Below are 19794 nucleotides of genomic sequence, written 5' to 3'. Positions count from 1 at the left end.
ATGCAAAGTCTAGTTGTGGGCGAAGGTGGTTTTGGGCCGGGCGAAGGTAATGGAGGCGGCGGCGATGAAGGCGCAGGCGATACCTACGGCCACGGGAACCCAGTAGGCGTCCGAGGGACCCCACAGGTCTACCGCGTGACCGGCGGCGGCGTTGCCGGGGGCTACGCCTAGAAGGATGCCGGTGACGGTCCAGGTGATGGCTTCGGTGAGGCGCTCGGGCGGGACCCACTCCTCGACGCACGCGGTGACCGCGACCATGGTCGGGGCGATCGTCATACCGCAGCAGAACAGGACGACGCCGAGCAACCAGACGCTGTCGACCCAGGGGAGGGGTGCCAGGGTGATGGCGAGCAGGATCGTGCCGATCAGCAGCCGGCGCTCCACTGGGGCTCGCCAGTGCACCGAGCCGTACCAGAGCCCGGCCAGCAGGCTGCCGAACGCCCAGATGGCCAGTACGACGCCAGCCATACTGGCCTGGCCCTTTCCAGTGGCGAAGGCGACCGTGATCACCTCAGCACCACCGAGGGTCGCACCGAGACCCAGACCGATCAGGCTGAGCAGTGCGATCGACACCCACGGCATCGGCGCCTGCTCCTTGCCGTTCGCCTTGCCCCGGCCAGGCGGGTCCGAGCCGCGCAGGAACGCGAGCCACAGACCCCCGAGCAGACCGAGTACGCCGGCCGTGGCGAGGCCGGCGTACGGGCTGATCTCGGTCGCCAGGAAGGTGACCACGACCGGACCGATGATGAAGACGACCTCATCACCGACCGCTTCCAGAGCGAACGCCGTCTGCAGCGCTCGGCCGCGGCCGAGCAGGTGGGTCCAGCGCGCCCGGACGAACGAGCCGACCTGCGGACGGGTGCCTCCGGCAACGAAGGCGAGTGCGTAGAGCACCCAGGTGGGCGAGTCGGCGCGGACCGCTACCAGCAGCCCGGCGAGCCCGACCGTGCAGAGCACTGAGCCGACGATCAGCAGCATCCGCTGGCCGAAGCGGTCGACCAGCCGGCCCTGGATCGGACCGGTCACCGCACCCGCGACGACGGCCACGCCGGAGACTGCACCGGCCAGGCCGTACGAACCGCTCTCCCGGGCGATCAGGATGACGACACCGAGACCGGTCATCGAGATCGGCATCCGCCCGAGCACACCGGCACTGAAGAACGCGCCGGCGCCGGGACGGCGCATCAGGTGCAAGTAAGGCTTCAGCATGGCAGTTGCACCTTAACCGCTCGACGACCAAGTCCTGACATCGACGTGCCTGCTTTGAATGCCCCGAGCACCGCCGTTTCCCCCGGGCTGAGAGACTGGATCCATGCCCGTCGGTACCACAGATGCTGCCCCGTACGACGCCGTCCTCCTGCTGTCCTTCGGAGGACCCGAGAAGCCCGAAGACGTGCTGCCCTTCCTGCAGAACGTGACCCGGGGCCGGGGTATCCCGGACGAGCGGTTGAAGGAAGTCGGCGAGCACTACTACTCGTTCGGCGGCAAGAGCCCGATCAACGACCAGAACCGCGCGCTGCTGGCCGCACTGCGGGAGGAGATCGAGCTCCCGATCTACTGGGGTAACCGGAACTGGGCGCCGTACCTGACCGACACGCTGCGCGAGATGGCGGCCGACGGCATCCGCCGGGCGGTGGTGATCGTGACCGCCGCCTACCCGTCGTACTCGGGCTGCCGGCAGTACCGCGAGAACCTGGAGGACGCGGCCCGCGACGTACCGAACGCGCCGCGGCTCGACAAGCTGCGCCACTACGCGAATCACCCGGGTTTCGTCGGCTCGTTCGTCGAGGCGACCGCCGACGCGCTCAGCACGCTGCCCGAGGGCAGTGCGATCGCGTACGTCACCCACTCGATCCCGAACGCGATGAACGACACCAGCGGTCCGGACGGCAACGGGTACGTCGACTGGCACCTGGACGTGGCTGCGGAAATCGATGCGGAGCTGGAGCGCCGTACCGGACAGACCCGGCGTACCGACCTCGTCTACTGCTCGCGGTCCGGCCCGCCGCAGGTGCCGTGGCTCGAGCCGGACGTGAACGACCACCTGGAGGCTCTGGCGGCTGACGGGGCGCCCGGGGTGGCCGTCGTACCGATCGGGTTCGTCAGCGACCACATGGAGGTCATTTACGACCTCGACACCGAGGCGGCCGCGACTGCTGAGAAGCTCCGGCTGCCGATGGCCCGGGCCGCGACGCCCGGGACCGACGAGCGGTTCGTCACCATGCTGCGCGACCTGGTCCTGGAGCGGGCGGCCGCCGAGCGCGGTGAGCAGCCGGATCGGCCGTGCGTCGGCAAGCTCGGCGCCGCCTGGGACGACTGCCGGCACGACTGCTGCCCGCCACTACGCCGTCCGGCCCGACCATCTGCTGTGAAGGAATCTGCATGAACCCCCAGGACCTCTTGAAGCTCGCAGTGACGGTCGCCGAGGAAGCGGCGGCCCTGATCGTCGAGCGGCGACGGGGGACCATCACGGTCGCCGACACCAAGAGCACGATCACCGACGTGGTCACCGCGGTCGACCGGGAGTCCGAGGAGCTGATCCGGGCCCGGGTGCTGCAGGCCCGGCCGGACGACTCGTTCCTCGGCGAGGAGGGTGACGACGTGGTCGGCACCAGCGGAGTGCGCTGGGTGGTCGACCCGATCGACGGCACGGTCAATTACCTGTACGACCACCCGACGTACGCCGTCTCGATCGCGGTCGAGGTCGACGGTACGACGGTCGCCGGGGTGGTCGTGGACGCGCCGAAGGGCGAGGTGTTCACAGCGACTCTCGGCGGCGGTGCGTTCCTCGACGGCAAGCCGATCAAGTCGTCGGACTGCTCCGAGCTCGCGAAGGCGCTGGTCGGGACCGGCTTCGGCTACGACCCGGCACGGCGCCAGGTCCAGGCCGACGTGATCTCGCATCTGATCGCCAAGGTCCGCGACATTCGCCGGATCGGGGTCGGCGCGATCGACCTCTGCTACGTGGCGTGCGGCCGGCTGGACGCGGTCTACGAGCGCGGTCTGAACCCGTGGGACTACGGCGCCGGCGCGCTGATCGCCTCCGAGGCGGGTGCGCGGGTCGGCGGGCTGCACGGGGAGCCGGTCTCACCGGAGATGTCGATCGCGGCCGCTCCGGGGCTGTTCGGACCCTTCCACGACCTGCTGGCCGAGGCGAACCCGCTGCGCGCCTGATTGCAGTTGAGGGTTCGTTTCTGCTCGAACTGAGCAGTAATGAGCATTCAATTGTTCGGTCCTGACAATTGTTGCGACACGCGGGTCACAAGTTGGACCCCGGCGCGCGCGAAGGGCCTCCGATAGGGCACAATCCCGTCCTCGGGAGCGGAAGTTGCCGCTCCCGGCCTGGCTGTCAAGGGTTTCGGGGGACGAAACGTTCGGCGCTGTACCTCAGCGCGGAATTTCTCGGCCACTCCACCCGTTCAAGGGCTCAGCAAGGCAACACCACGGGTACGAAGAGGGCAGGGAACACCATGGCGACTGATTACGACGCCCCGCGCAAGACGGACGAGGACGCTTCCGAAGAGTCGATCGAGGAACTGAAGACTCGCCGTCACGACAAGAACTCCGGCAAGGTCGACGAGGACGAGGCGGAGGCGGCCGAGAGCTTCGAGCTGCCCGGTGCCGACCTGAGTCACGAAGAGCTGGCAGTGCGGGTGCTGCCACGCCAGGCCGACGAGTTCACGTGTTCGAGCTGCTTCCTGGTTCACCACCGCAGCCAGCTCGCAGAGACGAAGAACGGGCAGCTGATCTGCCGCGACTGCGCAGCCTGACCTGCAGCCCTCTTCTTCGTTTTAACGTCAACGGGACCGTCCCCTCGCGGGGAACGGTCCCGTCGTCGTGTCCGAATCAGTCCTTGTCGATGCTCTTCACGAGCCCGATCCGGGTCGTGGAGTCCTGCTCCCACCCGGGCGGGGCGTGCCCGGTCGACTTCAAGTAGTACGACGCGGCCTGGCGCTCGGCGAACACCGTCGCCACGGCAGCGGCCGCCGCGCTGGCAGCCGCCCAGGCCGCCACCTCGACGTACCCGCCCTGGCCCTTCTTCGGCGGCTTACCGCCCGAGCCGAGTTTCCAGGCCGTACTGACCGCCTTGCTGGCGGCGATACCGACTGCGACCGAGAACGCGGTCTGCACCAGCTTCCAGCCGATCTTGGCTCCGACCACGACATGCCCTCCTTGCGAGTTACCTGACAGTCAGGATCTTGTCACGCTGTTCCCGCTCAGGGCTGCTGCCAATCGCTCCGGGTGGCGCGTGGCGACCACCCAGTACGGCGCTGGGTCGCCTGGATCGGTGATCGCGACCCGCACGGCGCCCCGGGCGTAGCTGCGCAGCAGCAGGTAGGACTGGGGGGCGCAGTCGCGGCCGAAGGCGTTCCGGGCGGCCTCACCGGTCAGGGCTTCGGCTGCGCCGAGATGCGCGCGTTCGATGACCGCGCGGCCGGCGCGGAGGCGCTCGTCATCCACCTCGACGCGGGCGCCGCCGTACCGGATCAGTAAGGCCAGCAGCACCAGTAGTGCGACGGCACCGACGATCACGCCGGCGAGCAGTCCGGCCGGGACAGCAGTGATGACGAACAGCGTCGCAACAGCGGCGGCGGAGATGATCCACCATGACACCGGCACGCTCAGTCTTTCGCGGTAGACACCCACAGGGCCAGCCTGGCATGTGGTGTGCCGGACCGCGTCGGTAGGGTCGCTTCTCGTGACCGAGGTTCTCATCCAGCGACTCGACCCTGACCTGCCGATCCCGGCGTACGCGCATCCCGGCGACGCCGGCGCGGACCTGGTGGCGGTCTCCGACATCACCCTCAAACCCGGCGAGCGCGGCCTGGTCGGGACCGGCATCGCGATCGCCCTGCAGGACGGGTACGTCGCCTTCGTGCACCCGCGGTCCGGTCTGGCGGCCAAACACGGGGTGTCGATCGTGAACGCACCGGGCACCGTGGACGCGGGCTACCGGGGTGAGATCAAGGTCTGCCTGATCAATCTCGACCCGCACGCCGAGGTGACGCTGAAGCGCGGCGATCGGATCGCGCAGCTGATCATCCAGCAGGTCGAGAAGGCCAAGTTCGTCGAGGTGACCACACTGCCGGGCTCGGACCGTGGCGAAGGTGGGTACGGCTCGACCGGCGGTTTTGGGAATGTGACACGCTGAGGCTGGTGCGCCGGGTGACACCAGTGATGCGCCAGACTACGGCCGCCGTAGGAATCGATTCAGGGAAGTAGGGAACGGCTGTGATCTTCCGCCGTAAGGGCAAGAACGAAGACCTCGAGACCGAGGTCGAAGAAGCAGGCACGGGTACGGCGGATCCGCGTGCCGAGGGTCCGTTCGACTCCACCGAGGTGGACGCGGAACTGCTCGAGGCCGACGACCGGATCGACCTCGGTGCCCTGGTGATCAGCGGCCTGCCGGGGATGGAACTGCGGTTGCAGGTCGACGAGCAGTCCGGCGAGGTGCAGGCCATCCTGCTGGTGGTCGAGGAGTCGGCACTGGAGCTGCGCGCCTTCGCCGCGCCGAAGCGCAGCGGCATCTGGTCCGAGGTGCGTCAGGAGATCGCCGGCGAGGCGACCCGGATGGGCGGTACCGCGACCGAGAGCGAGAGCTCGTTCGGAACCGACCTGGTGCTCGTCGTACCGGTCGAGGATCCGGACGGCAAGATCTACAGCCAGACCTCCCGCGTCGTCGGCATCGACGGCCCGCGCTGGCTGCTGCGCGCCACCATCCTCGGCCGCGCCGCGGTCGAGCCGGAGGCCGCTGCACCGCTCGAGCAGACGCTGCGCGAGGTGATCGTCGTCCGCGGTGACGAGCCGATGGCCGTGCGTGAGTCCCTGCCGCTGCGGCTGCCCGAAGGTGCCCAGCCGGTGGAAGGCACGGAGCAGGCGTAACCCGGACTACAATCACGACTATGGGTAGCGACAAACCCGCCGGCCTGTTCCGGCGGGCCTTCCGCGGGCTGGCCGGCGACCGGGACCAGCAGGACGCCGAGGTCCTTCAGGACTACGCGCTCGACTGTGGCGCGCGGTCGATCACCGGCTGCCGCGACCGCGAGGTCGTCACGCTGTACGGCACGTTGCGGACCATCACGTTCAGCCCGCGCGGCGGCGTACCGGCCTTGGAGGGTGAGTTGTACGACGGCACCGGCACCGTGAAGCTGGTCTGGCTGGGCCGGCGCAAGATCGCCGGTATCCACCCGGGCTCCGAGCTGACCGCCTCCGGCCGGATCGGCGTCGTCGACGGCGACCGGGTGATGTTCAACCCGCGCTACGAGCTGCGCCCGACGGCCGCCCATGGCTGACACCGACGTCAAGCCTCCGAAGAGCACCACGAAGCAGGTGCTCGGCTGGGTCGGCATGCTGGTCGACATCGGCCTGCCCTGGATCGCCTTCACCGTCGTCTACGCCTTCAGCGACCACGACCTGAAGCTCGCCCTGATCGTCGCCATCTCGGCCGCCGCCGTGGTCGGCATCATCCGCCTGATCCAGCGCAAACCGATCGCCAACGTCATCGGCGGTTTCATCGGCGTCGGCATCTCCGCCTTCACCGCCTCCCGCACCGGCCAGGCCGAAGACGTCTTCCTCCCCGGCATCATCCTGAACGCAAGCTTCTTCACGCTCTACGCGGTCACCCTGATCACCCGGTACCCGCTGTTCGGCCTCCTGTACGGCGCGATCACCCAGACGTGGTTGGCCTGGCGCCAGGACGTAGAGCTCAACCGAGCCCTCACCCGCGTGACCATGGTCTTCGCAGCCCAGGTAGGCATCCGCCTGGCCGTCATGCTGCCCCTCTACCTGACCAACAGCGTCAGCGCCCTAGGCGTAGCCAAGATCGCCCTAGGCCTCCCCTTCTACGCCCTCACCCTCTGGGCGGCCTACGCAGTCCTCCGCGGCTCCATGTCCGAAGACAAGTGGGACGAAGTCAAAGAAAACTTCACCCATCTCCTCAAAGGCACCCAGCCGACTCCGCCTGCCCCGGCCGAAGACAAGAAAGCCGACGAGCCCGCTCGCGAGAACTAGGCAGCCGGTCAGCTCAGCAGTCCCACGTGCATCCCGGGGGTGTGCACCCGGTGTGGGGGGCTTGAACAAGTTATGCCTTGTTCACCGCCCCCATTTCCTGTCCACACCCACAACAACTGCGCGTCTAGCTCGGGGCACCCAGTCGACCTCTGGACGCTTTTGGGGCTCTTGCTGCTAGTCGCGGCCTGGGCGGTGGTGGTGGGGGGAGAGCATGTCTTCTAGTTGCTCTTCGGTTTCGTCGGCTGCGACGAAGAGGAGTTCGTCGTTCAGTTCGAGGGTGCCGTCGGGGTCTGGGCGGAGGACTCGGCCTTCGCGGAGGATGACGACCAGGGCTGTGTCTAGGGGCCAGTCGATGTCGCCTACTCGGCGGCCGATCATGGGGGAGTCCTCGGGGAGGGTGAGCTCGACGAGGTTGGCGTCGCCTTGGCGGAAGGTGAAGAGGCGGACGAGGTCGCCGACCGAGACTGCTTCTTCTACCAGGGCGGACATGATGCGGGGGGTGGAGACGGAGACGTCTACGCCCCAGGCCTCGTTGAACATCCACTCGTTGCGGGGATGGTTGACCCGGGCAACGGTGCGGGGGACGCCGAACTCGGTTTTGGCGAGTAGGGAGACGACGAGGTTGACCTTGTCGTCGCCGGTGCTGGCGATGGCCACCTGGCAGCGTTGCAGGGCTGCTTCCTCGAGGGACGAGAGTTCGCAGGCGTCGGCCAGCAGCCACTCGGCGCGCGGGACGGACTCGGCCTTGATGGCTCGGGGGTCCTTGTCGATCAGGAGGACCTCGTGGCCGTTGTCCAGCAGTTCGCTGGCGATCGACCGGCCGACCTGGCCGGCCCCGGCGATGGCTACCCGCATCACAGCTCCTCAGGCTTGGTGCCGAGCTGGGACTCGATCGCGGCGGCGTCCCGCTCCAGCATCACGACGTGGACCAGGTCGCCCTCCTGGATGACCGTGTCGGCCTTGGGCAGGATGCCCTCGCCGAGCCGGGTCAGGAACGCGACGCGCGCGCCGGTGGCCTTCTCGATGTCGAAGGCGAGCCGCCCGACCCAGGCCGAGTGCACGTGCACCTCGGCCAGGCGGACGGTGCCGGACGGGTCGCGCCACTCCGGCTCCGAGCCCTCGGGCAGCAGCCGGCGCATCATCTGGTCGACGGTCCAGCGGACCGTGCCGACGGTGGGGATACCGAGTCGCTGGTAGACCTCGGCGCGGCCCGGGTCGTAGATCCGGGCCACCACGTTGCCGATCCCGAAGTTCTCCCGGGCGACGCGCGCGGCCAGGATGTTCGAGTTGTCGCCGTTCGAGACCGCGGCGAACGCCTCGGCCTCCTCGATCCCGGCGTCGATGAGCACCTCACGGTCGAAGCCCATCCCGGTGACCGTACGGCCGGTGAAGTTCGGGCTCAGCCGGCGGAAGGAGTCGGCGGACTGGTCGATGATCGCGACCGTGTGGCCACGCTTCTCGAGGTTTCTCGCCAGCGTCGACCCGACGCGGCCGCACCCCATGATGACGACGTGCACTCGCTGATCACTCCTTGCCCCGTCGGGGCACAATGGTCGGTTCGGCAGGGATAGACGCTACAGGAGACTCGGGGGCCCTCTAACATCTCCCTGTGACTCCCGCTCTCGGCGATATCGGTAAACGGCTGCTGCTCGGTCGCAAACTGCGCAGCACCCAGCTGGGTGAGACGCTTTTGCCCAAGCGGCTCGCCCTGCCGGTGTTCGCCAGTGACGCACTGTCCTCGGTCGCTTACGCACCTGACGAAATCTTCCTGACCCTGTCCCTGGCCGGTCTGGCCGCCTACAGCTTCTCCTGGAAGATCGGCCTGCTGGTCGCGTTCGTGATGCTGGTCGTGGTCGCGTCGTACCGGCAGAACGTGCACGCCTATCCGTCGGGTGGTGGGGACTACGAGGTTGCCACGGTCAACATCGGTCCGACGGCCGGTCTGACCGTGGCCAGTGCGCTGATGGTCGACTACGTGCTGACGGTGGCCGTGTCGATCTCGTCAGGGGTCCAGAACGCGAAGTCCGCACTCCCGTTCCTGGCCGGCCACGAGGTGCCGATCGGGGTCGGGCTCGTCCTGTTGCTGACCGCGATGAACCTGCGCGGCGTCCGCGAATCCGGGGCCTTCTTCGCGATCCCGACGTACGTCTTCATGCTCGCAGTCATCGGTATGGCGCTGTGGGGTGTGATCCGGTATGCCTTCGGCGAACTGCCGATGGCCGAGAGCGCGCAGTTCGAGGTCAGGCCCGAACCGGGACACGAGATCTTCAACGGGCTCGCGGCGGTGTTCCTGCTCGCCAGGGCGTTCTCATCGGGCTGTGCCGCGTTGACCGGTGTCGAGGCGATCAGCAACGGCGTACCGGCGTTCCGGAAGCCGAAGAGCAAGAACGCGGCGACCACGCTGCTGCTGCTCGGCACGATCGCGGTCACGATGCTGATGAGCATCCTGTTCCTCGCCGACAAGATCCGGCTGCGGTTCGCCGAGGACCCCGCGACCCAGCTGACCCAGAACGGCGAACCGGTCGGCGCCGGATATGCCCAGAAGACCGTGATCGCCCAGATCGCCGACTCGGTCTTCTCGAACTTCCCGCCCGGCTTCTACCTGGTGATCGGCGCGACCATGCTGATCCTGGTGCTGGCCGCGAACACGGCGTTCAACGGCTTCCCGGTCCTCGGCTCGATCCTGGCCCGCGACGGTTACCTGCCGCGGCAGTTGCACACCCGCGGCGACCGGCTTGCCTACAGCAACGGCATCATCCTGCTGGCGCTCTGCGCGATCGGGCTGATCATCGCCTTCGACGCCGAGGTCACCAAGCTGATCCAGCTGTACATCGTCGGAGTGTTCGTCAGCTTCACGCTCAGCCAGTTCGGCATGATCCGGCACTGGACGCGGCACCTGAAGAGCGAGACCGACGGCGGCAAGCGCCGGCAGATGATGCGGTCCCGGGTGATCAACACGGTCGGTCTGACGATGACCGCCACCGTGCTGGTGATCGTGCTGATCACCAAGTTCACCCACGGCGCCTACATCGCGATCATCGCGATGGCTGTGCTGTTCCTGCTGATGAAAGGGATCCGCCGGCACTACGACACGGTCGGTAAGCAGACGGCTGTGGATGGTGACGAGACGCTGATGCTGCCGTCCCGCGTGCACGCCATCGTGCTGGTCTCCAAGCTGCACAAGCCGACACTGCGGGCGCTGGCGTTCGCCAAGGCGGCCCGGCCGTACACGGTCGAGGCGGTCACGGTGGACGTCGACCGGGCCGAGTCCGACGTACTGCAGTCGGAGTGGGACCGGATGGGGATCCCGATCCCGCTGAAGCGACTGGCATCGCCGTACCGGGAGATCACCCGGCCGATCCTGCAGTACGTGCGGGACATCCGCAGGCAGTCGCCGCGGGACGTGGTGATGGTCTACATCCCCGAATACGTGGTCGGCCACTGGTGGGAACACGTGCTGCACAACCAGAGCGCACTGCGGCTCAAGGGGCGGCTCTTGTTTACACCTGGTGTCATGGTTACGTCCGTTCCTTACCAGCTGATCTCGTCGCAGGCTGCGGAGGAGCGGCAGGACCGGGAGGAACGAGTGGCCGGACAGGTACGTCGAGGGCCCCGCAAGTCGTCAGGAGATCGGTGACAGCCGAGGACACAGCCGACAGCATCGTCGGGACGGTAGTTGAGGTCGAGGTAGGACCAGTGGCGCACGGCGGCCACTGTGTGGCCCGGTACGAAGGGCAGGTCGTCTTCGTCCGCCACGCGCTGCCGGGTGAGCTGGTGCATGCCCGCATCACTGAGCAGACCGCGAAGTACCTGCGGGCGGACGCCGTACAGGTGCTGACGCCGTCACCGCAGCGGATCGAGCCGCCGTGCCCGCACGCGGGTCCGGGGCTGTGCGGTGGCTGCGACTTCCAGCACGCGAACATCGTCGAGCAGCGCCGGCTGAAGGCCACCGTGGTCTCGGACACGCTCCGGCGGATCGGTGGGATCGAGCGGACCGTGGTGATGGAGTCACCAGGGGACGAGGGCCTCGGCTGGCGGACACGACAGCGGTACGCCGTAGTGGACGGACGCCCGGGGATGCGGGCACACCGCTCTCACGAGCTGATCCCGATCGACAAGTGTCTGATCGCTCACCCGGGGACTCCGGATGTGCTGGGACAGCGGTGGCCGGGTGTGACATCCGTGCAGGCGGTTGTGTCGTCTGAAGGGAAGACCGCCGTACTGACTGACTCCACACCTGCTGGGCGGGTTGTGGAGGTCGTGCGGAACCGGCGGTTCCGGGTGGAGGCCGGTGGCTTCTGGCAGGTGCACCCGGCTGCACCGGAGACGCTGGTGGACGCTGTGATGAGCGGACTCGAGCCTGCGGCCGGGGAGACGGCTCTGGACCTGTACTCCGGCGTGGGGCTGTTTGCGGCCTTCCTGGCGGAGGCTGGGTGCTCGGTGCTGGCGGTGGAGGGTGACAAGGACGCGGTGAAGAACGCGCGTCGCAATCTGCACGACCTGCCGAGCGTGACGCTTGAGGCCGGCGACGTGGACCGGGTGCTGAACGCTGCGGCCGGGCAAGGGCTTGAGCACGTCGACCTGGTGGTGCTGGATCCGCCGCGCACGGGTGCCGGGAAGGACGTCGTACGGCGTATTGCGGCGCTGTCGCCGCGGCGGATCGCGTATGTGGCGTGCGATCCGGCGGCGCTGGCGCGGGATCTGAAGATGTTCGGGCGGCTCGGGTACGGGATCGCGTCGTTGCGGGCGTTCGACCTGTTCGGGATGACACACCACATCGAGTGCGTGGCCGTGTTGCAGCCTGTGGACAGCTGAGTGGTGGGTACACCGGCCACGGGGTAGCGTGCTGGCTCTGGATTCCAATGCGCTGGAGACCTGAATGCCGCTCGTTGACCTCGACGACCCGGAGGAGTTGCGCGCTCGCTGGAGCGCGCTGGCCGCCGTGTCCCACGCCACCGGTTTCGACCGGCGGTGGTACGCCGATATGGGCGGGTACTACCACCAGGACGAGACGGGCTCCATCCTGCGGCTTCAGCGGCTCGGTGACGGGCGGGCGGTGCTCTTCGGGTATCAGACTCAGCACAGTCAGACGGCTGGGTCGGATCTGCTGGCCGGCTCGCCGGAGTGGATCGGCCAGCCGGAGGTGCGGCAGCGGCTCGCGGCGGGGGAGCTGGGGTTCGTCTACGGCGCCTTCAACGGGACTTGGGCGCGGGCGGCGTACGAGGGTGATCCGTGGGAGCCGGTGCCGGACGGGTTCCTGGAGATCGGCGGTTGGATCACCTCGGAGGAGGACTCCGCCCGCGAAATGATCGAGTGGGTCGCGGAGTGGGCCGACTACCTCGGTGGTCTCGACTCGCTGCTTCCGGCGGGGATCGCGTTGATTCGGACCGGTGGGGCGATCACGCCCGAGGCGCTGGGTGCGTTCTTCGCGGCGTTCACCATCGACCCGCGGTCGCCGGTGCAGCCGAACATCCCGGTCGGAGTGGCTGCGGCGCGGGAGTTCAGCGCGAATCTTGCAGTCGCGGAAAAGTTTCCGTCCGAGCCTGACGCACCGGTGGGTTCGGTCGTTGAGCCTGTCGTGACTGGAGCACGCGACGACGGCCGGGCCGGGTACGACGAGGAATCGTTCGTCGTGCCGCCGGGAATCAGCCCGTTCACCGGGCAGCCGATCGCCACCGACACCGGCGGGATCCCGCTCGAGTCCGGTCAACCTGCGGCGTACCAGCAGGTTCCTTTCGGGCGTGATGAGAAGTCCGATGAGTACGGGGTAGTCGGCAAGAAGCAGGGTTGGCTCCGCCGCCGCAAACAAGACGAGCCCAGTACGCCGGCCGCCGCCCCACCCGCCGCTCCCGCGCCCGGCTCCTACGTCCCGACGGACGTCCCCGACAACGGCCTCCCCTACAACCGCCTGCCTTCGTCGGAGCCCCCACGCGTAGGCGGCGGCCGCCACGAAGGCGACGACTTCTACGCCAGCCTCTTCGCCGACACCCCAGCAACCCCCACCACCCCCGACCCAGACTGGGAAACCGCCGAACAACCCGCCTGGTCCGACGCCGACGCCACCAGCGAATACAACCCCTTCCAAGACGCCCAGCCCAACGACGCAACCGCCGAGCGCCCACCCATCACCCCCGAGCAGCCGGCACCCCACTCGCCTTTCGCACCAGGGCCGGATGCGACGGCACCCCACTCCCCGTTCGCTCCTGTGTCCGATTCGGACGTGACGGCAGATCACTCGCCGGTCGCTCGTGCGTCGGATCAGGGTGCGGCTGCTGGCCACCCGCCTTCTGCTCCTGCAGCGGATCCGCAGGCGACGGCGGCCTACTCGCCGTTTGCTCCTGTGCACGATTCGGATGTGACGGCGGATCATTCGCCGGTCGCTCGTGCGTCGGATCGGGGTGCGGCTGCTGGTCACCCGCCTGCAGCTCCTGCAGCGGATCCGCAGGTTGCGGCGGGTCCCGGACAGGCGAACGAGGGCTGGGGCGGCCCAGCCTGGGTCAACGGCCAGTGGGTCGAGGCGCCGCCGTCCTCCAGCGCGTCTGCGCCGAGCACCACCAACGCTCCGGCGGCTCCCAGCCCCGCACAGCCGACCGCTTCCGACGGCTCGAGCCCCGAGGTCGGCACCCCGGCTGCTGCTTTCGCCGATGACGACGATGCACCCACTGCGGAGATCGCCGCCGTACCGGCTGACGACGAGGCCTCGTTCACCGGCCCGTCGCCGTTCGCTCCGGCGGTAGCTGATCCCGTCGCCTCGCCTGAGCTAGCCGGTGGTACGTCGGACCGCGCTGAACCGACGACGGGCAACCCATTCGCGCCGCACCAGGGCGAATCCACCCGGCAGGCGGCGAACCCCGTTGTACCCGCCGCCAACGCGGGTGCGGTCGACGCGTCCCCATTCGCACCGCAGTCAGCCGAGCCACCCCGTACGTCGGCCGACCAGTTCCCCCCGAGTCCCGCTCGCGCGGGGGAGCCGGATGCGGGGAGTCCGTTCGGGCGGCAGTCTGCGGGAGTTGGCGAGTCGTCGGGCAGTCCGTTTGCTCCGGGAGCGGGTGCCGAACCCGACGCCGTACTGGACGACGAGACGGCTGAGATTCCCGTGATCGTCGAAGCCTCGACTGATCAATACCCTCAAGCTCAGGTCGAGCCTCACCCGCAGCCGTGGCCGCAGCCCACCCCGGGCCCCTGGCCGCAGCCGACGGATCCGCAGCCTGTTCCGACCCCTCATCCGTCCCCGGACCCGCGCCCGGCCCCAGGCCCGGACCCGTACCCCGCACCAGGCCCGGACCCCCTTCCGACACCCGAGCCCCAGCCGGATCCTTACCCGCACCCGACACCAGAGCCGACGCCCACTCCGGATCCGACACCGCGGCCCGGCCCAGACCCGACGCCGTACCCGGACCCTGAGCCGTCGCCCTTCCCCGTCCCGGATCCAACGCCGTACCCCGCTCCAGATCCGACCCCGTATCCCACGCCGGAGCCGAATCCCTACCCCGGCCCGGACCCGACGCCGTACCCCGGTCCGGACCCAACTCCCTATCCAGGCCCCGACCCGACGCCGTACCCGACGCCTGAACCGATGCCGCAGCCGGAGCCGGAGCCGGTTCCGCAGCCGGTGCCGCCGGGGGAGCCGGAGCCTGTGCCGGATCCGGTGCCGGCACCTGAACCTGGGCCGGAGCCTGTTCCTGAGCCGCGGGAGCCGTCTCCGTGGCCGGATGGGCAGCCGGGGCAGGTCGCGTCTGTGGTTGGTGACGACGAGCCGACCGGTGAGATCCCCGTGGTCGACGCCGCTGCCGCCATGCAGGAACCGGCTGAGGACGAGTGGGAGCGCGCCGGTGCGTCTGATGCGCTGACTCGCGAGCCGGAGGCACACGCGCAGTACGACGAGCCGGAGGTGCACGCTCAGAACGGGCATGCGCCGTACGGCGAGCCAATCGCCGAGGCGTGGTCGGAGGACGCGCACGTCCAGGGCGGCGAGCCGGTCGCTGGGGCGTGGCCGCAGAACGGGCACGTGCCGGATGGCGAGCCAGTTGCCGAGGCGTGGTCCGACAGCGGGCGCGCGCAGGATGGCGAGGCGGGCGGCGACGGGTGGTCGGCGAATGAGTATGCGCAGGGCGGCGGGCCGGATGAGGAGTGGGCGGAGGATGAGCCGACCGGGGTGATTCCGGCGGTGTTCGATGATGAGCCGCAGACGGCGTACGCCCAGGCGGGCCGCGATGACGGTGAAGCGCAGTCGGCGTACGCCGAGGCGGACCGCGACGGTGAACCGCAGGCGGGGTTTGCCGAGGCGGGCTCTGGCGTGGGTGCGCCACAGGAGGGGTACGCCGAGGCTGGTCGTGGGGAGGCGGGCCTCGGGACGCCGGCGGGGCTGGGCGCGCTGGCTAGTGCGGGTGGGATGTCTATTCCGGGGCTGGGGCTTGTTGGGGCTGATGGGCCTGGGGTCGAGCTTGTGCCGGGGTCGCTTGAGGAAGCCATGCGGGCTGAGCGGGAGCGGAGTCGGCCGCGGCCTAAGGGATCGCCGGCGTTTGATGCGCTGCACGCTTGGTGTCGAGCGAGGACTGCGATCGTGCCTTCTGGGTTCACGATTCAGGTGCAGGTGCTTGATCCGGGGGCGCCGTCGTACCGGTTTGATCTGGAGCCGCCTGAGGTCGACGACCCTGAGTTTGCGGCCGACAAGTTGAGCGAGTTGCTTGGGGATCTGTGGGTGACCGAGGCTCAGGGGGAGCACGGTGGGTGGTTGTTCGCGCGCCTCGACGCCGCCGGGCGCACGCTGCGGATCGACCGGTGGTACGACCAGGTGCCTGAGTGGTGGGACACGCCGGTCGAGTCGCGGCTGGACGTCGGCAACCTGGCTCGTCGCCTGACAGCGCGGGCTCCGCAGTGGCAACCGTCGTACGTGGAGAAGCTGTACACCAGCGCGAGATAGCGTTGTCCGCATGCTTCTCAGGATCTTCACCGAACCCCAGCAAGGCGCCTCGTACGACGATCTCCTCGCCGTCGCCAAGAAGACCGAGGAGAACGGCTTCGACGCGTTCTTCCGCTCCGACCACTACCTCGCGATGGGCGACGGAGACGGCCTGCCGGGCCCGACCGACGCCTGGATCACGCTGGCCGGGCTGGCCCGCGAGACGAAGCGCATCAAGCTCGGCACGCTCGTCAGTTCGGCCACCTTCCGCAACCCGGGTGTCCTCGCGATCACCGTCGCCCAGGTTGACCAGATGAGCGGCGGTCGCGCGGAGCTCGGGCTCGGCGCGGGATGGTTCGAGGCGGAGCACGCGGCGTACGGGCTGGACTTTCCGGATACGCCGGGGCGGTTCGACCTGCTGACCGAGCAGCTCGCGTTGATCACCGGGCTGTGGGACACGCCGCTGGGGGAGAAGTACAACTTCGAGGGCGAGCACTACCAGATCACCGACTCCCCGGCGCTGCCGAAGCCGATCCAGCAGCCGCACCCGCCGATCATCGTCGGCGGTGCTGGCAAGAAGCGCACGCCGGCCCTCGCCGCGCAGTACGCCGCCGAGTTCAACGCCGGCTTCCGTTCGGTCGAGCAGACCGCGGTGATGTTCGAGCGCGTCCAAGCAGCCTGTACGGCGGCCGGTCGCGACCCGAAGACGCTGAGTCTGTCGACCGCGCACACTGTCGTCGTCGGGAAGGACGACGCCGAGGTGAAGCAGCGGGCAGATGCGATCGGCCGGGACGCGGACGACCTGCGGGCCAACGCCATCGCCGGTACGCCGGCCGAGGTCGTCGACCGCCTGGGTCAGTTCGCGGCAGCAGGTTCGCAGCGCCAGTACGTGCAGATCATGGATCTGCAGGACCTGGACCACCTGGACCTGATCGCGGCGGAGGTTCTGCCCCAGGTTTCCTCACGGAAGTGACTCGATGTCGTGTATCTTGATGTCGAGAGACTTCCCCGCCACGAGGTTAGGTTTACCTGACCTCGTGGCCGGGCCGGGGGCCCGGGAGGATGGGCCCCAGCGGAACTGGACCGGATAGAGGAGCAGGTTGATGGCGAGCGTCGACAGCTTCGGTGCCCAGGGGGCACTCGAGGTCAACGGACAGTCGTACGAGATCTTCAGGTTGGCGGGTATCGAGGGGGCGGAGACGCTGCCCTACTCCCTCAAGGTGCTGCTGGAGAACCTGCTGCGCACCGAGGACGGCGCGAACATCACCGCCGACCACATCCGCAAACTCGGCAACTGGGACCAGAACGCGGCTCCGGACACGGAGATCCAGTTCACCCCGGCCCGGGTGATCATGCAGGACTTCACCGGGGTGCCGTGTGTGGTCGACCTGGCCACGATGCGCGAAGCCGTGGCCGAGCTGGGCGGTGACCCGACCAAGATCAACCCGTTGGCGCCGGCCGAACTGGTCATCGACCACTCGGTCATCATCGACGTGTTCGGTACGCCGGATGCTTTCGAGCGCAACGTGGAGTTCGAGTACGGGCGGAACCGTGAGCGGTACCAGTTCCTGCGCTGGGGCCAGACCGCGTTCGACGAGTTCAAGGTCGTCCCGCCGGGCACCGGCATCGTGCACCAGGTGAACATCGAGCACCTGGCCCGGACCGTGATGGTCCGCAACGGCCAGGCCTACCCGGACACCTGCGTCGGCACCGACAGTCACACCACAATGGTGAACGGCCTTGGTGTGCTGGGCTGGGGTGTCGGCGGTATCGAGGCCGAGGCCGCGATGCTCGGCCAGCCGGTCAGCATGCTGATCCCGCGGGTCGTCGGCTTCAAGCTCACCGGTGCGGTGCCGACCGGCGTGACTGCGACCGACGTCGTACTGACGATCACCCAGATGCTGCGCGCCCACGGTGTGGTCGGCAAGTTCGTCGAGTTCTACGGTGATGGCGTCGCGGCGGTCCCGCTGGCCAACCGCGCCACCATCGGCAACATGAGCCCGGAGTTCGGTTCGACCGCGGCGATGTTCCCGATCGACGACGTCACGCTGGACTACCTGCGGCTGACCGGTCGCGCCGACCAGGACGTCGCGCTGGTCGAGGCGTACGCCAAGGAGCAGGGGCTGTGGCACAACCCGGCCGTCGAGCCGCGGTTCTCGGAATACCTCGAGCTGGACCTGTCGACCGTCGTACCGTCGATCGCCGGACCGAAGCGTCCGCAGGACCGGATCGAGCTGAGCAAGGCCAAGGAGTCGTTCCGCGGCGTGCTGCCGGACTACGCCGCCGAGGAGAAGGACGTCGACCCGTCCGAGACCGGCAGCTTCCCGGCCAGCGACGCGCCGAACGGGCACGGCAATGTCGACGACAGCCCGCATGAGGTTGCCGCCAGCAAGGATCGGGCGACCAAGAAGACCAAGATCACGCTGGACGGCCAGGAGGTCGAGCTCGACCACGGCCACGTCGTGATCGCGAGCATCACCTCCTGCACGAACACCTCGAACCCGTCGGTGATGCTGGCCGCCGCGCTGCTCGCCAAGAACGCGGTCGACAAGGGTCTCGCGTCCAAGCCGTGGGTGAAGACCTCGCTGGCCCCCGGGTCGAAGGTCGTCACCGACTACTACGAGAAGGCGGGCGTCACGCCGTACCTGGAGAAGCTCGGCTTCCACCTGGTCGGTTACGGCTGCACGACCTGTATCGGGAACTCCGGCCCGCTCCCGGAGGCCGTATCGGCCGGCGTCCAGGCGGCCGATCTGGCGGTGGTGTCGGTGCTGTCCGGCAACCGCAACTTCGAGGGCCGGATCAACCCGGACGTGAAGATGAACTACCTGGCGAGCCCGCCGCTGGTGATCGCGTACGCGCTGGCCGGCACCATGGACTTCGACTTCGAGACCGATGCCCTGGGCAAGGACACCGCCGGCAACGACGTGTTCCTGAAGGACATCTGGCCGTCCGCGGCCGATGTCGAGAGCGTGATCTCGACCTCGATCACCAAGGAGATGTTCACCAAGGACTACGCCGACGTCTTCGCCGGTGACGAGCGCTGGCAGTCGCTGCCGACGCCGGAGGGCAAGACCTTCGCGTGGGATCCAGAGTCGACGTACGTGCGGAAGCCTCCGTACTTCGAGGGGATGGCGCACGAGCCGTCGCCGGTGACCGACATCGCCGGGGCCCGGGTGCTCGCCAAGCTGGGCGACTCGGTCACCACCGACCACATCTCCCCGGCCGGCGCGATCAAGGCCGACAGCCCGGCCGGCAAGTACCTGGCCGAGCACAACATCGACCGCAAGGACTTCAACTCCTACGGTTCGCGGCGCGGTAACCACGAGGTGATGATCCGCGGCACCTTCGCGAACATCCGCCTGCGCAACCAGATCGCGCCGGGCACCGAAGGTGGCTTCACCCGCGACTTCACCAAGGCCGACGCGCCGGTGACGAGCATCTACGAAGCCTCCGAGGCCTACGCCGAGGCCGGTACGCCGCTGGTCATCCTGGCCGGTAAGGAGTACGGCTCGGGTTCGTCGCGCGACTGGGCAGCCAAGGGTACGGCGCTGCTCGGCGCGCGGGCCGTGATCACGGAGTCGTTCGAGCGCATCCACCGGTCGAACCTGATCGGGATGGGCGTGCTGCCGCTGCAGTACCCCGAGGGTGAGAACGCGGAGTCGCTCGGTCTGACCGGCGAGGAGACGTTCGACATCAGCGGCGTCACCGCGCTGAACGACGGTTCGATCCCGCGCACCGTGCACGTCACCGCGACCTCGCCGGCCGGTGCGGTCAAGGAGTTCGACGCGGTCGTCCGCATCGACACCCCCGGTGAGGCGGACTACTACCGCAACGGCGGCATCCTGCAGTACGTCCTGCGCTCCCTGATCGCCAACTGATCA

General features: G+C 68.5%; 17 protein-coding genes. 12 read left to right on the top strand and 5 right to left on the bottom strand.

Annotation, left to right across the window (positions count from 1 at the left end; all coding sequences use genetic code 11):
• Positions 1-9: 9 nt before the first annotated feature.
• Entirely contained in the window at positions 10-1209 is a 1200-nt protein-coding gene (locus tag ABD231_RS28300) for an MFS transporter (protein WP_344158504.1), read from the bottom strand.
• Between the two features lie 103 nt (positions 1210-1312).
• On the opposite strand from ABD231_RS28300, the gene ABD231_RS28295 reads away from it, so the two are divergent.
• From ABD231_RS28295 to ABD231_RS28285, 3 genes are all read left to right on the top strand, one after another.
• Positions 1313-2386: a ferrochelatase gene (locus ABD231_RS28295; protein ID WP_344158502.1), complete on the top strand. Its 1074-nt coding sequence runs from the start codon at positions 1313-1315 to the stop codon at positions 2384-2386.
• On the top strand, positions 2383-3174 hold the full coding sequence (locus tag ABD231_RS28290; RefSeq protein WP_344158500.1) for an inositol monophosphatase family protein: 792 nt from the start codon (positions 2383-2385) through the stop codon (positions 3172-3174). Before ABD231_RS28295 ends, ABD231_RS28290 begins: the two co-directional genes overlap by 4 nt.
• Before the next feature lie 296 nt (positions 3175-3470).
• Positions 3471-3770, top strand: coding sequence for a DUF4193 domain-containing protein (locus tag ABD231_RS28285; RefSeq protein WP_130379292.1), 300 nt, complete (start codon positions 3471-3473; stop codon positions 3768-3770).
• A 76-nt stretch (positions 3771-3846) separates the two neighbouring features.
• Here ABD231_RS28285 and ABD231_RS28280 read toward each other — a convergent pair whose 3' ends face one another.
• Both ABD231_RS28280 and ABD231_RS28275 read right to left on the bottom strand, forming a co-directional pair.
• Entirely contained in the window at positions 3847-4161 is a 315-nt protein-coding gene (locus tag ABD231_RS28280; RefSeq protein WP_344158498.1) for a DUF4235 domain-containing protein, read from the bottom strand.
• 30 nt (positions 4162-4191) lie between these two features.
• The gene (locus ABD231_RS28275; RefSeq protein ID WP_344158496.1) at positions 4192-4647 is read right to left on the bottom strand and encodes a DUF3093 domain-containing protein; all 456 of its coding nucleotides are present in this window, start codon (positions 4645-4647) and stop codon (positions 4192-4194) included.
• 52 nt (positions 4648-4699) lie between these two features.
• Here ABD231_RS28275 and dut point away from each other — a divergent pair, with 52 nt between their 5' ends.
• The 4 genes from dut to ABD231_RS28255 all read left to right on the top strand — a co-directional run bounded on the left by dut (position 4700) and on the right by ABD231_RS28255 (position 7011).
• Positions 4700-5152, top strand: a complete 453-nt coding sequence (gene dut / locus ABD231_RS28270; protein ID WP_344158494.1) for a dUTP diphosphatase — start codon at positions 4700-4702, stop codon at positions 5150-5152.
• Between the two features lie 80 nt (positions 5153-5232).
• Positions 5233-5883: a DUF3710 domain-containing protein gene (locus tag ABD231_RS28265; protein ID WP_344158492.1), complete on the top strand. Its 651-nt coding sequence runs from the start codon at positions 5233-5235 to the stop codon at positions 5881-5883.
• 20 nt (positions 5884-5903) lie between these two features.
• Positions 5904-6293: an OB-fold nucleic acid binding domain-containing protein gene (locus ABD231_RS28260; protein WP_344158490.1), complete on the top strand. Its 390-nt coding sequence runs from the start codon at positions 5904-5906 to the stop codon at positions 6291-6293.
• Positions 6286-7011, top strand: a complete 726-nt coding sequence (locus ABD231_RS28255) for a DUF3159 domain-containing protein (RefSeq protein WP_344158488.1) — start codon at positions 6286-6288, stop codon at positions 7009-7011. Before ABD231_RS28260 ends, ABD231_RS28255 begins: the two co-directional genes overlap by 8 nt.
• Before the next feature lie 174 nt (positions 7012-7185).
• On the opposite strand, the gene ABD231_RS28250 is transcribed toward ABD231_RS28255, so the two are convergent.
• Positions 7186-7866, bottom strand: a complete 681-nt coding sequence (locus ABD231_RS28250; protein WP_344158486.1) for a potassium channel family protein — start codon at positions 7864-7866, stop codon at positions 7186-7188.
• Positions 7866-8528, bottom strand: coding sequence for a potassium channel family protein (locus tag ABD231_RS28245; RefSeq protein ID WP_344158484.1), 663 nt, complete (start codon positions 8526-8528; stop codon positions 7866-7868). The genes ABD231_RS28250 and ABD231_RS28245 overlap by 1 nt, the downstream gene beginning before the upstream one ends.
• A 92-nt stretch (positions 8529-8620) precedes the next feature.
• On the opposite strand from ABD231_RS28245, the gene ABD231_RS28240 reads away from it, so the two are divergent.
• The 5 genes from ABD231_RS28240 (at position 8621) to acnA (ending at position 19791) form a co-directional block, all read left to right on the top strand.
• The gene (locus ABD231_RS28240) at positions 8621-10648 is read left to right on the top strand and encodes an APC family permease (RefSeq protein ID WP_344158482.1); all 2028 of its coding nucleotides are present in this window, start codon (positions 8621-8623) and stop codon (positions 10646-10648) included.
• Positions 10645-11826 (top strand): class I SAM-dependent RNA methyltransferase, encoded by a 1182-nt coding sequence (locus tag ABD231_RS28235; RefSeq protein ID WP_344158480.1) that lies wholly within the window; start codon positions 10645-10647, stop codon positions 11824-11826. The genes ABD231_RS28240 and ABD231_RS28235 overlap by 4 nt, the downstream gene beginning before the upstream one ends.
• A 64-nt stretch (positions 11827-11890) precedes the next feature.
• Complete coding sequence (locus ABD231_RS28230) at positions 11891-15934, top strand: hypothetical protein (protein WP_344158478.1); 4044 nt, start codon at positions 11891-11893, stop codon at positions 15932-15934.
• 10 nt (positions 15935-15944) lie between these two features.
• Positions 15945-16886: an LLM class F420-dependent oxidoreductase gene (locus tag ABD231_RS28225; RefSeq protein WP_344158476.1), complete on the top strand. Its 942-nt coding sequence runs from the start codon at positions 15945-15947 to the stop codon at positions 16884-16886.
• 130 nt (positions 16887-17016) lie between these two features.
• Entirely contained in the window at positions 17017-19791 is a 2775-nt protein-coding gene (acnA, locus tag ABD231_RS28220) for an aconitate hydratase AcnA (RefSeq protein ID WP_344158474.1), read from the top strand.
• Positions 19792-19794 lie beyond the last annotated feature (3 nt).

The sequence above is a fragment of the Kribbella yunnanensis genome, from assembly GCF_039529655.1.
In the GTDB taxonomy this organism is placed as follows: domain Bacteria; phylum Actinomycetota; class Actinomycetes; order Propionibacteriales; family Kribbellaceae; genus Kribbella; species Kribbella yunnanensis.
Note: the sequence above shows the minus strand (reverse complement) of the source record. Positions and strands in the feature narration are given on the sequence as shown.